This window comes from Pilosibacter rotomagensis (assembly GCF_045062245.2).
In the GTDB taxonomy this organism is placed as follows: domain Bacteria; phylum Bacillota; class Clostridia; order Lachnospirales; family Lachnospiraceae; genus Pilosibacter.
The window spans coordinates 2,949,109-2,963,148 of sequence record NZ_CM170323.1 but is presented as its reverse complement, the minus strand read 5'-3'; the positions used below and the strand labels follow the sequence as shown (position 1 = coordinate 2,963,148).

Genomic DNA, 14,040 nt, shown 5'->3' with positions numbered 1-14,040 from the left:
AGTGTCTCCTCTTCTCCAACGCAGTCACCCGCAAGCTAAGAGGAAGCCAGATTCCTGAATTAAGGCACTCCTGCCCGGAGACTTGCCGCTGGGAGTTGTCGGGAATAGAGAGAAGAACAAGCGAAGAATTACAGCAGGAACTATAAAAAAGAAACGATAAGGAGCTGTGGAAAAACAGCTCCTTTTTGTGTATAATAGTGGATAGTGTAGTATGTAGAAAAAAAAGCAAAACGGCAGCTGCGTTTTATAATCCAGCGCTGCGTATTTTCCATGCAGCATCATGGCCGTTTTGCGAAAAATACAGGAAATGAGGAAACAGGTATGAATGAGATCGGAACGTTCGATATTCTCGGACCGAATATGATCGGACCGTCAAGCTCTCACACGGCGGGAGCGCTGAGGATCGCCTTTATCGCCGGAAAAATGGTGGAGAAACCGGTGTCGGTGCGCTTTGTTCTCTATGGCTCTTTTGCGCGCACGTACCATGGGCACGGCACGGACCGGGCGCTGGTCGGCGGTATCTTAGGGTACCATCCGGATGATGAGAGGATCCGCGATTCGTTTGAGTACGCGAAGGAGGCGGGACTCCAGTTCAGTTTTGAGGAGAATTTTACGGACAAGGAGATCTATCCGAACACGGTGGACATCTATGTGAAGGATGAGAACGGGAATGAGATGTCCCTGCGCGGAAAGTCCATCGGCGGCGGAAATGCGGTCATTACGCGGTTAAATGGCGTTGATGTGGATCTCACCGGAAATTACAGTACGATCGTAGTCCAGCATATCGACAAGAAGGGAACGCTTGCATTCGTGACGGCAGTTTTAAGTGCATACGACTTAAATATCGGCTCCCTGCGCCTCTACAGGGAGAGCAAGGGCAAGATGGCCTATGCGATCATTGAAGTGGACACGACGGTCTCAAACCAGGTGGTAAACGCTCTGCGCGGCTTTGAGGCGGTCAAAAATGTACTTTTGGTTCCGGCGATCAATCTGGACTGACGGGAGGGAAAACGATGAATTTTACAAATGGAGCAGAACTTTTAGAGTACTGTGAGAAAGAAAAGAAAACGATCTCCGAGGCGATGTTTGAGCGGGAGACGACCTTCCTGGAGCAGGATCCGGAAAAGACGAAGGAAAAGATGAAAAAGGCATGGTCGATCATGCAGGCGTCGGCGAAAAAGCCGTTGAAGGAGAACATCGTCAGCATGGGCGGCATGATCGGCGGGGAGAGCCGGAAGCTGCACACACTCCGGGAGAACGGAAAGAATATCTGCGGGGATGTAGTGTCGAAGGCGATCGCTTACGCGGTGGGAGTTCTCGAGGTCAATGCCTCCATGGGACTTATCGTGGCGGCACCGACCGCAGGATCTTCGGGAGTGATCCCGGGAGTTTTCTGTTCGCTGCAGGAAAATTTCGGATTTACGGATGAGGAGATCTGCAAGGTGCTGTTCAATGCGGCGGCAGTCGGCTACCTGATCACGAGAAATGCAACAACGGCAGGAGCGGAGGGCGGCTGTCAGGCGGAGGTCGGAGCGGCGAGTGCGATGGCGGCGTCCGCGGCCGTGGAGCTTCTCGGAGGAACTCCGGCACAGTGTCTCGATGCGGCATCCTTTGCGATCGTGAATATCTTAGGACTCGTCTGTGATCCGATCGGAGGACTGGTTGAAAATCCATGCCAGAACCGGAATGCGATGGGCGCTTCGAATGCGCTGATCTCAGCAGAACTCTCCATGGCCGGGATCCGGAGCATCACCCCGATCGATGAGACGATCGGAGTCATGTATGCGGTCGGACGTTCGATCCCGTCGGAGCTTCGCGAGACATCCCTCGGCGGGATGGCAGTCGCGAAGAGCGCATGTGAGGCGTGCGCGGCGTGTGCAAAAAAGAAGAGATAAAAGAAGACAAAGAACAGGCGATAACCGATTTCAGATCAGGTACCGCCTGTTTTTCTACTGATCCGGAGAACCGGTCACTGTACGATGATCCGTATCGGTGCCGCTATCCGGTGATTCATTCTTATGAAATTTCAGAACACTTAGAACTCCGGCTCGATCAGTCCGTAGGAGTTGCCTTTTCTCTTGTAAACAACGTTTACTTCGTTTGTATCTGCGTTGAGGAACATAAAGAAATTGTGTCCTAAAAGTTCCATCTGTACGCATGCCTCTTCAGCATCCATCGGTTTCATCGCGAAGCGTTTTGTCTTTACGATATTAACGGTTTCTTCCTGCTCTGCTTCTTCCTGAAGGAAAGCTTCGCTGAAAGCTAATGCGCTCTGTTTCTTATCGACGATCTTGGTTTTATATTTCTTGATCTGGCGCTCGATGATCTCTTCTACAAGATCAACGGATACGTACATATCGCTGGAATCCTGTTCAGCACGGATAATGCTGCCTTTGACAGGAATCGTAACCTCTATTTTCTGACGTCCTTTCTCTACGCTTAATGTTACCTGTACTTCTGTATCAGGAGAAAAATAGCGCTCCAGTTTTCCTAATTTACTTTCCACGGCATCTTTTAAGCCTGGTGTAATGTTGATATTTTTTCCGCTGATTGTGTAACGCATAAAATCAACTCCTTTGTTTGGGATGGCTTAAGTATAACACAAAATTCTGTAAAAGACAACTAAAATACACAAAAAATGAGAAAATTTCAAAAGGTAAAAAAAGGTGTATAAAAGCTCAAAAGCTAGATAAAGTCTTCCGGGTTTGTCAATGGGATCGGGCAAAAAAGTTGTCGGAAATGTAAATTTTATGAGATGTTCACAAAAATAAAACAAATATAAAGAGAGTGTAAAATCCACCGGTGGGGAGGAAAAAACCTGTGGATAATGTGGATAACTTGGTGTATAACTGCGAAATAGCGTGAAATCGGCATTTTTCGAGGTGGACAACTTTCCACATAATTTTGGTGGATTAGTGTGGATAAAGTGGATAACCGGAGAATCGAATGTATGGTTTGTGCAAGTTGTACAGTCTGGGGGAAATGGGGGAATCATGGAGGAAAAGCTGCGGGAAGAGGATGCCGGAAGGGGAGAAGATGGGAAAAATGAGAGGGGAGGAAAATATCTGAATTTTTGGAAGTGTGTGGGAAAGGGGCACAGTTTTTAAGTGGAAAATGGTTTGGCAGGAATTTGGGGAGAAGAGATTGCGGGCGCTGGGGAGTATCTGCGGGCCGGTGAGATTCCGGGCAGAAGCACCGGCGATCCAGGGAGGGTTCCTCTAAGCTTGCGTGCGACTGCTAAGGGCGGAGAACGAGGAACACAACTCGCTTCGCTCAGACAAGTGTTCCTTGTTCTCCAATGCAGTCACCCGCGAGCTTAGAGAAGCCATCTCCCCGGATCAATGTGCTCCCGCCCGGAATCTCACCGGTCCGCTGCCACAGTGGTAGTAAACCGCGGCGAGTGCATGTGCTGGTACGGTTTCGGGAGCTCGTTGGTCTGCTGCCCGTAGAGGTGTTCAGCCGCGACAACATGCTTGGGAGTCGCGCTTGTTTGCTGGAGGCGACATTAATTTGTAAATTTATAAAGTACCGTCCTTAAAAATAAGAGATTTATGTACGAATTGTTAAAATTAAATGAAGTCATTGAATAAAAGCCCGGAAGGTGTTAAAATATTAAGGATTGTACGATGCAGTCGTATGCGGTCATGTGAAAAGTGCCGCAACATAGAAGAAAAGGCATCGGATAGAGATTGAAACAGTGTATGTGGCTGGATTTTCAGTTGAAAGCCTGGGGGTAGCCGCATGTGGATATTTATTTATATAGGAGAACAAGCAGAATGAATTTTGTTGAAAAAATATTTGGTACGCACAGTGACCGGGAATTAAAGTATATTTACCCGATCATCGATAAGATCGAGAAACTGCGCCCGACCATGCAGGCGATGTCTGATGACGAGTTAAAGGATCAGACGAGAAAGTTCAAAGAGCGCCTTGCTGCAGGAGAAACGCTCGACGATATTCTGCCGGAGGCATTTGCAACTGTCAGAGAGGCAGCAAAGAGAGTCTTAAATATGGAGCATTACCCGGTACAGCTCATCGGTGGTATCGTCCTTCATCAGGGACGTATCGCAGAGATGAAGACAGGTGAAGGTAAAACTCTTGTTTCCACCTGTCCGGCATATTTAAATGCCCTCTCCGGTAAAGGCGTCCAGATCGTAACGGTCAATGATTACCTTGCAAAGCGTGATGCTGAGTGGATGGGACAGGTTCATGAGTTCCTCGGCTTAAAGGTCGGAGTGGTATTAAACTCCATGACTTCCGAGGAGAGAAAAGCAGCTTACCAGTGCGATATCACTTATGTGACGAACAATGAGCTCGGTTTCGATTATCTTCGTGACAATATGGCGATCTACAAAGATCAGATGGTACTCCGTGACCTGGACTACTGCATCATCGATGAGGTCGACTCCGTATTGATCGATGAGGCGAGAACCCCGCTTATTATTTCCGGACAGAGCGGAAAGTCCACAAAGCTCTATGAGGTTTGCGATGTCCTTGCAAAGCAGCTGGTCCGCGGTGAGGAATCCGGTGAGTTTAATAAACTCAACGCCATCATGGGCGAGGAGATCACTGAGACCGGTGATTTCATCGTAAATGAGAAGGAGAAAGTCGTAAACCTGACAGAACAGGGTGTGAAGAAGGTCGAGGCATTCTTCCACATCGACAACCTTGCAGATGCGGAGAACCTTGAGATCCAGCACAACATTATCCTCGCACTCCGTGCACACAACCTCATGTTCCGCGATAAGGACTATGTGGTCAAGGATGATGAGGTCCTGATCGTCGATGAGTTCACAGGACGTATCATGCCGGGCCGTCGTTACTCCGACGGTCTCCATCAGGCCATCGAGGCGAAGGAGCATGTAAACGTCAAGAGAGAGTCCAGAACTCTTGCAACGATCACATTCCAGAACTTCTTTAACAAGTACGCGAAAAAAGGCGGCATGACCGGTACAGCCCAGACTGAGGAGAAAGAGTTCCGTAATATCTACGGCATGGACGTTATCGTGATCCCGACAAACCGTCCGGTAATCCGTAAGGATCTTGATGACGCTGTATATAAGACAAAGAAAGAGAAATTCCACGCAGTTGTCGAGGAGATCGTAAAGGCACACGAGAAAGGACAGCCGGTCCTTGTCGGTACGATCACGATCGAGACATCTGAGATGCTGAGCCAGATGTTAAAGAAGCGCGGAGTTCCGCATAAAGTATTAAACGCGAAGTATCATGAGCTGGAAGCTGAGATCGTAGCGGACGCAGGTGTTCACGGTGCGGTAACGATCGCGACGAACATGGCAGGCCGTGGTACCGATATCAAGCTTGACGATGAGTCCAAAGCACTCGGCGGCTTAAAGATCATCGGTACAGAGCGCCACGAGTCCAGACGTATCGATAACCAGCTCCGCGGACGTGCAGGACGTCAGGGTGACCCGGGTGAGTCCCGCTTCTATATCTCCCTTGAGGATGACCTGATGCGTCTCTTCGGTTCCGACAAGCTGATGAGCATGTTCAATGCCCTCGGTGTTCCGGAGAACGAGCAGATCGAGCACAAGATGCTGTCTTCCGCGATCGAGAAGGCACAGCAGAAGATCGAGACAAACAACTACGGTATCCGTGAGAACCTCTTAAAGTATGATGAGGTCAATAATGAGCAGCGTGAAGTCGTATACGCTGAGCGCCGCCAGGTACTTGACGGTGAGAACATGCGTGAAGTGATCATGAAGATGCTCAACGACGTTGTCGAGGGCGCTGTGGACATGTCCATCAGCGACGAGCAGACTCCGGAGAACTGGGGATTCAAGGAATTAAATGATCTTCTTCTTCCGATCATTCCGTTAAAGCCGATCGAGCTGACAGAAGAGATCAAGAAGATGAACAAAGATGAGTTCAAGCACATGTTAAAAGAGCTTGCGACGAAGTTCTATGAGTCCAAGGAAGCAGAATTCCCGGATGCAGAGCAGGTTCGTGAGATCGAGCGTGTCGTACTCTTAAAGGTTATCGACAACAAGTGGATGTCCCATATCGACGATATGGATCAGCTCCGTGAGGGAATCGGCTTACAGGCATACGGCAACCGTGACCCGCTCGTTGAGTACAAGATGAGCGCATACGAGATGTTCGATGATATGACTGCGGCGATCCGTGAGGACACGCTCCGTATTCTCTGCCATATCCGTGTAGAGGAGAAGGTCGAGAGAGAGCCGGCAGCCAAGGTTACAGGTACAAACCGTGACGATTCCGCGGCAAAAGCTCCGCAGAGACGCCAGACCCAGAAAATCTACCCGAATGATCCGTGTCCGTGCGGATCCGGTAAGAAATATAAGCAGTGTCACGGAAGAAAACCGCTGGCATAGAGACGGCAGCCGGAAAGATACTGAAATGTTACTGGTCAGCGCAAATTCTTGCGCTGACCTTGTTAAATCATTATTAAGAAAGGGCAGAGTCAATGGTTGAGTTAGACCAGTTTAAATACACCTTGTCCACATATGAAACTCCGTTAAAGGAGGTTCGTGATTCCCTGAATCTGGAGGCAAAGATCAGAAGGATCGATGAGTTGGACAAGACCATGGAAGAGCCGAGCTTCTGGGAGGATGCAGAGAAATCTACGAGACTCGTGAAAGAAGCGAAAAACTTAAAGGACACGGTCGCAGAGTACAACAAGCTCCAGAATCAGTATGAGGAGATCGGACTGATGATCGAGATGGGGTACGAGGAGAATGACCCGGCGATCATTCCGGAGATCCAGGAGATGCTCGACGAGTTCACTTCTGAGCTCGATGCGCTTCGTCTGCGCACACTTCTGACCGGAGAATATGACAATAACAATGCGATCTTAAGACTGAATGCCGGAGCGGGCGGAACCGAGTCCTGCGACTGGTGCAGCATGTTATACCGCATGTACTGCCGCTGGGCAGAGAGAAAAGGCTATCAGGTCGAGGTCCTCGATTTCCTCGACGGTGAGGAAGCCGGTATTAAGTCGGTAACGATCCAGATTAACGGTGAGAATGCTTTCGGCTACTTAAAGTCCGAGCGCGGCGTTCATCGTCTCGTAAGAATTTCTCCGTTCAACGCGAACGGAAAGAGACAGACCTCCTTCGTATCCTGTGATGTTATGCCGGATATCGAGGAAGATCTGGATATCGAGATCAACCCGGATGACCTGCGGATCGATACCTACCGTTCCAGCGGTGCCGGCGGACAGCACATCAACAAGACGTCATCTGCAGTCCGTATCACCCATATCCCGACCGGCGTTGTTGTCCAGTGTCAGAATGAGCGTTCCCAGTTCCAGAATAAGGACAAGGCAATGCAGATGCTGAAAGCGAAACTGTATATGTTAAAGCAGCAGGCAAATGCAGAGAAGCTCTCCGACATCCGCGGCGATATCAAAGATATCGGATGGGGCAGCCAGATCCGTTCCTATGTACTCCAGCCATACACGATGGTAAAAGACCACCGGACCGGATTTGAGAGCGGAAACGTAAATGCGGTGCTCGACGGCGGACTCGACGGATTTATCAGCGCCTACCTGAAGTGGGAGAGCCTTGGACGGCCGCAGGTGAAGGGCGGACAGGACGTAGAATAGATCCGGAAGAATGACGGATGGACGGAAACAGATCCATACGAAACGATGGAATGGCCGGGCAGCCGGTGATAGATCAAAAAGGAATCAGATAAAGAAAATTAAGAAAGTGCGTCAGATGATGGAGAAATTCATTGTCTGGCGTACTTTTTTTAGGAAATTCCCTGGAGGTTCCTGTAAAGTGACATACTCCCACCACTTAGCTCACGCTTGAAGTGGGGGCTTCTCGTTCGATTCCCCCGTTGGGCAAAGCATTCACGAGCGATCCCCGTGTGTCCCACGGTTCTTTTGGACTGATATCTTTTTATGATGCTTTTTCGCTCTTTTCCAATATGATCCCGGATATTCTCAGCCCTTCCCGGCAGATGTTGACCGCCGCATTTTCATCACGGTCCATCCGGTTTCCGCAGCTGCAAAGATATACCCGCTCTTCCAGTTTCAGATCATGTTTTATTTTTCCACAACAGCTGCATGTTCTGGAACTGGGATACCAGCGGTCGATGCGGACAAGCTTCTTCCCTTCCCGTTCCAGTTTATACTGCAAAAAATCTGTGAACATTCTCCAACCGTTGTCATGAACACTTTTTCCAAAATGATGTTCCCCGCTCATCGTCTTCAGATCCAGATCTTCGATACATACGATATCATAGAAATTGGTTATCTTTCTTGATTCTTTATGCAAGTAATCTTTTCTCTGGTGAGCGATATGTGTATGGATCCGCGCCACTTTTTTCTGTTGTTTTTTGTAACGATTGCTCCCCTTCCGGCAATGACTCAGTTTTCTCTGCGCTTTCGCCAGTTTTTCCTCGCTGTTTCTGAAATAGTGCGGATAACCTGCATGTTTTCCATTGGAATCTACATATAGTTCTTTCATGGAAAAATCGAGTCCGACGGCCTGCCTTATGTTCCTTATTTCCACTGGCTTTTCTTCACAAAAATACAGAAGGGAAACATAATACCGCCCATCAGCTTCCAGACAGATGGATGCACCTTTCAGGCAGGCATCTTTCCGGATCTTACGATGCTGCCGGATCCGGATCCAGCCTGCCTTTGGGAGCTTCAGCTTCCCATCTTTTAACAGGATATTTCCATTTACACTGTTTGTGGTATAGCTTTTAACAGGATTCTTTTTTGACTTGAATTTTGGAAATCCAAACGATGGATCCCGGAAAAAGTTTTTATAAGCAGTCTGCAGATGCAGCTGGGCATTGCACAGAGCAAGGCTGTCCACTTCTTTTAGCCATGGAAATTCTGCCTTATATTTTGCCGGAGTGACCTTCAGGTTTTTTCCGGTCTTTTCATAGCATTCCTTCTTTTCTGCCAGCATTCGGTTATATACAAACCTGACACATCCAAATGTTTTTGCAAACAGTTCCTGCTGTATTTTATTGGGATAGATCCGAAACCGGTATACTACGTTCATGTTTTTTCTCCCCCTGTGTCTCGATGTACTGACGGATCACTTCGATCGGAGCTCCGCCGGCACTCAGGAGGCAGAAGCTCTGACTCCAGAACATTTCCTTCCAGAGCTTCTGCCGGATCTCCGGATACTCTTTTTTGATCAGACGGCTGCTGGCACTTTTATAGGCATTGATAAATTTACTGAGTTCCGACTTCGGATGGGCACGGAACATGATATGGATATGGTCCTCATCGTGATTCCACTCTTCCAGGGTGATATGATATTTGGGCGCGATATATTCAAAGATTTCTCGTGCGCGACCCGAGATCGGATCATTCAGGACCTTTTTCCGGTACTTTACAACCAGGATCAGATGATAACAGAGTAAAAATACTGAATGTGCATTATTGTCGAGTTCTCTCATATTTATCAGCCTTTCTTTCTATTTCGACTGATTTAATTATATCACAAATGAGATCATTTGTCTATTATATTTCAGAACATTTGTTCTGTTTGATCTGCAATCTATTTTTCCTTCAGGCTTATTCATTGTATGCAGGATTGATGATATAGCACGACTACAAAAATCAATATATGAGAAGTTTACAATACACAGCACAGCTATGTGCAATAATCTGATATTTACATGCCAACTATGGCACTATGCAAGAGATAGCAATTCATCTCACCACCTATGGAGGTGGGAGAATTCTTGCTGATTATTGTTAAAAAAGGCACTTATAGGAGAAATATAAAACGTAAAAAGCCGGCTCAGGATCTGAACCGGATTTTTGGGGGTATGAAATTTTTATGAAGGTATCCAAATAGTGGTAGGATTATTCTCTGATGTAGGTCTTATCGTTTACAATAATAGTATCGTAGTCCACGATCGTCATATTGCGGGAATTGGAGGAGTCACGATATTTTGTATCACTGGATTTCGCAAAATTGTAGATATGGGTGTCACCGTCGTTGTCATAGTAGAAAGCTGCGATGGAATCGCCTGCACCGACCATGAGCTCGAAGTAATCTTCTCTGTTCTCGTCATTTGTCATGAAGGTTCCGACCATATCCTCGTTTGTGTAGACGGTGGAATCGCCAGAGGAAGTGCTTTGGTTGTTATCAGAAGTGTTGCCGGAGTTATTCTGGCTGTCCATATCTTTCTGGTACTTTAACTGTACAGAGTTGCCGATCGTCCAGGCACCGTCCGCATTGACGGTGTAGCCATCCGGAGTTGTTGTATTTGTATAGATATATCCGTTGGAATCGAAAGCATAGCACTCGTAGATCCCGTCCTTATTTCCGTCAAGCCATTTCCACTGGGATACCGGGTAGGAACCATTGTCTTCCTGCCACCACCAGCCGGTCGTGTTCTGAACCCACTGTCCTGCAAAAGCGGTCATTCCCATGGAAGCAGCCATAGCTGCGGTAAGTGCGAGAGTCATAAATTTCTTTTTCATCATGAAACCTCCTGTATTTGATGATTTTGATCCGGTAGAACTGCGGTACCCGTGAATATTACGGACAGTTACAAAATGTGAATGTGAGTATTTTAAAGAGTGCCGGTCAGTTTTCCGTTGGTTTTTATTTCCTTTTGACATATTAAGTATATCAGGGAAATGTGATTAACATGTGAAGACTTTGCGGTGAAACGTGAGGAAAGTGTGGCAGAGGTGAGTCAAAAGAATGGTTTATTTTATGAAAATATAATCAAAAACAGGTGATGCAATTACCGGATCGTAATCGCATCACCTGTGCTTTTTTTGTTATGAAGGACTAGGAAAAATCAGAAGATCATGATTTCTTATCTGCTTCCGGTCCGTAGGTTACGATACCGGATTTATCGGTGCAGTAGTAGTTGTCATCTGCGTCTTTGATGTTTTTCTTGTTCTTCTGGATCGTACCTTTTTCATTGACGAGGTACTGGGCATCTTTGTAAGTTACAACTCCATATTTAGAATCTTCATCAGCAGTCAGACGGAGACCATTTACATAAATGTATCCATCGGAAATACCTGTTTCGCCGACGCCTCTCGGAGAACCGTTGGATCTGAAGCTGAAGGTGTAGGAAGTACCATCAAGGGAGATCGTGGTTGTTCCTGTCTTTGCAGCACCACTGGATTCGAAGTAAACAAGCTTCTGAGTGTTGGAATTCATATTCTTAATAGTATCAACAGAATCTACTTCACCGGAGTAGGAAGTATATTTACCATCTTCATAGTATAAGATCCTGAGACCGGTTACCATCTCACCTTCATTATTGAAGAGGTAGGATTTTCCGTCGATCGTCTTGCACTCTTTTCTTGTAATCTCGCCTTTGGAGTTTGCATAGTACCAATGTGTGGTGTCGCTTTCATGATCACTACTGTTTAAATCCTTCGGCGGAACTGCTTCGAACCAACCAGTATGAAGCTTCGGTTCGTCTTCGTTGCCGTAGTATTTCCAGGTGTCTTTATTGCTGTCATGTACCCAGGAATCCTGTGCAACGCCTCTGTCGTCAAAGGTGTACTTCACGTTGCCGATCGTTTTCTCTGTGCTTACCGTCTTTTTACCGTTGGAAGCAAAGTAGAAGTGGTAAGTCGGCTCTTCATCGTCTTCATTGTCGTCATCTTTTACGCTGATGTATACCCATGCGTTTGTAACGAGGCTTCCGTCGCCTTCTGCGTCACCGTAGTATGTAGCCGTTGCCCAGTCGGAATCATCGGAGATATTCTCACCTGCAGCTGTGATCCAGCCTGTGAGCATTCTTCCATACATATCAAACGCATACTTCTTTCCGCCGATATCAGCGATCTTTACGCTGTCACCGGTCGTGCGGAGCGCACGTCCATTGTTATCGAAGTAGTACCAGCTTGCGTCGCCGACTTTATCGTCGCCCTGCCAGCTCGGGTTCTCAAGGAAGCGCCAGCCGTTCTTTAACATCTGGCCGCCGTTTCTTAAGTAGTAGTAGTTTCCGTTGTCCTCAAGAAGAGTGTTGCGGATCATATAGCCGTCCTCACCGAGGTAATAGGATTCGCCGTTGTCGGTTCTCCATGCGCTTGTCACGTTGTTGCCGTTATTGTCAGTATAGACCCATTCACTGTTTATGGACTTCCAGGCAGCAAAAGAACTGAATGAAGCACCCAGAGCGAGAATTGCGGATGCGGAAAGTACTGCCAGGCAGAAATTTTTCTTTCTCATTTAATTTTCCTCCTCATGGAAATTGTAACAGCAGCCAGATCGTTGTTTTCACGGCTGCTGAAAATTTTTAAATTGTTTACATATTCTATTATATCAGAATTCCGATTTATGACAATGGTATTTTCCCTTCAACTTGTGGTAAATGTGTGGCAGGGGAATTACAAATTGTTTAAGAAAAAAGTACGGATCAAACTTTATGATGAAAGTGATCGATCCGTACGTTTCGTAGTTCTTATTTTATGATTTCAGGTAATCCGACGCGTCCTTTAAGAAGCTGGCGATGATCAGCAGGATCACGAACGCTACCGGAAACGCTGCAATGATGGAGACACTCTGCAGGTTTGCCATGGAGCTGTCGGAAAATACAAGTGCCATGGGCAGCAGGATCAACAGGATCGCCCAGAAGGCTTTTACTGCATTGTGCGGCTCCTCGTCACCGGTGATCTGGCGGTATGTGTAGGAGGAGGCTACAAGGGCGATGGAGTCAAAGCTGGTAGCATAGAAGGCCACCATGGCAACGATTAAAAGCACAAGGACAAACGGTGCAAGCGGCAGTGTCTGGATAATGGCGATGATCGTTGTGTAGAGATCGCTGCCGGCGGCATAGATCGCCATAACGTCAAGCTTTCCGCTTACCTGGAGTCCGAGACTGTAGTTTCCTAAAATGATAAAGCTTAAGAATGTAGCGCTGACGCTGCAGGCATATCCGCCGAGGATCGTCTGCCGCACCGTTCTTCCGCGGGAGATGGATCCGATAAAGAACGGAGATGCCACGCACCACACCATCCAGTAGGCCCAGTAGAAGATCGTCCATGTCTGCGGAAAGGAAGTGGTCCGCTGCGGATCTGTGAAGGTTGCGAGGCCGAGGAAATTCTGAGCAAGATTTCCGACAGCCGCAAAGCCTGTCTCCAGAATATACCGTGTCTCTCCGCCAAGGAACAGCACATATGCGAGCAGGGCAAAGAACAGATACATGCAGGACTTTGCAAGCAGGGAGATCCCCTTCATGCCGTGCAGCAGGGCGTATGTATAAAAGACGCAGGTGACGGCCAGGATCGCGATCGTGATCCATTTCGAGGACGGAAGATGGAACAGGGTCGTGAGGACCTGGGACATTAACGGAGTTGCCAGTGCGAAGGTCGTCGTTGTCCCCGCGAGCAGGGCGAAGAGGGCGAGGAGATCGATCAGTTTTCCCGGGAGTCCATCGACTTTGTTTCCGAGAAGTGCGCGGCATGCCTCAGAGTATTTCTGCTTATGGCATCCGCGGACATGAAGCATGAAGCCGAAGCACACGGCGAGCACCAGGTAGAACGCCCACGGGATCGGACCCCAGTGGAAGAGCGGGTAGGTGCTGGACCAGGTCTGCATAGAGCCCATCTCGGAGATATGCGGGTCGTTGGCGTAGAGGATCCACTCACAGAAGGAGTAGAACAGGATGTCAGCGGCGAGGCCGGAGGTGAACATCATGCTGGCCCACACGAAGAGCGGGTATTTCGGCTTCTCATCCGGCTTTCCGAGGCGGATATTTCCAAACCTGGAGAAAGCCAGAAACAGGGAGAGCAGGAAGACGAAGAGGCCGACTGCCAGGTAGAACAGGCCGAAGGTGTCGCCTAGGATAAAGCGGATCGTGTCGAGAACGCTCTTTGACGCGTCCGGCATCAGGATGAAGCAGACGCAGAGCGCCAGGATCGCAAGAAACGGTACGATCACAGTGATCCAGTCGATCCGATCTTTTAATGGTGTTTCGGAATTTTTGGAACTCATAATTTGAAACCTCCTATGATGTTCAAAAATTAAATATTTATCAAGATATTGAACATTATAGCACTGCAGGAGAGAGAATGCAAGGGGGAAATGATATGATTCTGCCACGGCC

At 47.9% G+C, this 14,040-nt stretch carries 10 protein-coding genes; 4 read left to right on the top strand and 6 right to left on the bottom strand.

What is annotated here, in order from left to right; genetic code table 11:
• Window positions 1-321: 321 nt before the first annotated feature.
• Both sdaAB and sdaAA read left to right on the top strand, forming a co-directional pair.
• Window positions 322-999, top strand: coding sequence for an L-serine ammonia-lyase, iron-sulfur-dependent subunit beta (gene sdaAB / locus ACI3EW_RS13200; protein WP_021905496.1), 678 nt, complete (start codon window positions 322-324; stop codon window positions 997-999).
• A 14-nt stretch (window positions 1,000-1,013) separates the two neighbouring features.
• A complete protein-coding gene (gene sdaAA / locus ACI3EW_RS13195; RefSeq protein ID WP_118299257.1) occupies window positions 1,014-1,895 on the top strand; it encodes an L-serine ammonia-lyase, iron-sulfur-dependent, subunit alpha in 882 nt (293 codons plus the stop codon).
• 140 nt (window positions 1,896-2,035) lie between these two features.
• Here sdaAA and hpf read toward each other — a convergent pair whose 3' ends face one another.
• Entirely contained in the window at window positions 2,036-2,563 is a 528-nt protein-coding gene (hpf, locus tag ACI3EW_RS13190) for a ribosome hibernation-promoting factor, HPF/YfiA family (protein WP_118533617.1), read from the bottom strand.
• A gap of 1,213 nt (window positions 2,564-3,776) precedes the next feature.
• Here hpf and secA point away from each other — a divergent pair.
• Both secA and prfB read left to right on the top strand, forming a co-directional pair.
• Complete coding sequence (secA, locus tag ACI3EW_RS13185; RefSeq protein WP_118533619.1) at window positions 3,777-6,353, top strand: preprotein translocase subunit SecA; 2,577 nt, start codon at window positions 3,777-3,779, stop codon at window positions 6,351-6,353.
• Window positions 6,354-6,445: 92 nt separating this feature from the next.
• Window positions 6,446-7,585, top strand: a complete 1,140-nt coding sequence (gene prfB / locus ACI3EW_RS13180; protein ID WP_118299253.1) for a peptide chain release factor 2 — start codon at window positions 6,446-6,448, stop codon at window positions 7,583-7,585.
• A 301-nt stretch (window positions 7,586-7,886) separates the two neighbouring features.
• On the opposite strand, the gene ACI3EW_RS13175 is transcribed toward prfB, so the two are convergent.
• The 5 genes from ACI3EW_RS13175 to ACI3EW_RS13155 all read right to left on the bottom strand — a co-directional run bounded on the left by ACI3EW_RS13175 (window position 7,887) and on the right by ACI3EW_RS13155 (window position 13,928).
• On the bottom strand, window positions 7,887-9,005 hold the full coding sequence (locus ACI3EW_RS13175) for an RNA-guided endonuclease TnpB family protein (protein ID WP_485663082.1): 1,119 nt from the start codon (window positions 9,003-9,005) through the stop codon (window positions 7,887-7,889).
• Window positions 8,968-9,408 (bottom strand): IS200/IS605 family transposase, encoded by a 441-nt coding sequence (gene tnpA / locus ACI3EW_RS13170; protein WP_485663080.1) that lies wholly within the window; start codon window positions 9,406-9,408, stop codon window positions 8,968-8,970. Before tnpA ends, ACI3EW_RS13175 begins: the two co-directional genes overlap by 38 nt.
• 412 nt (window positions 9,409-9,820) lie before the next feature.
• Window positions 9,821-10,447: a hypothetical protein gene (locus tag ACI3EW_RS13165; RefSeq protein WP_147352720.1), complete on the bottom strand. Its 627-nt coding sequence runs from the start codon at window positions 10,445-10,447 to the stop codon at window positions 9,821-9,823.
• Between the two features lie 331 nt (window positions 10,448-10,778).
• Entirely contained in the window at window positions 10,779-12,164 is a 1,386-nt protein-coding gene (locus ACI3EW_RS13160) for a PspC-like choline-binding domain-containing protein (RefSeq protein ID WP_215703209.1), read from the bottom strand.
• A 237-nt stretch (window positions 12,165-12,401) separates the two neighbouring features.
• Window positions 12,402-13,928 (bottom strand): BCCT family transporter, encoded by a 1,527-nt coding sequence (locus ACI3EW_RS13155; protein ID WP_329752055.1) that lies wholly within the window; start codon window positions 13,926-13,928, stop codon window positions 12,402-12,404.
• Window positions 13,929-14,040 lie beyond the last annotated feature (112 nt).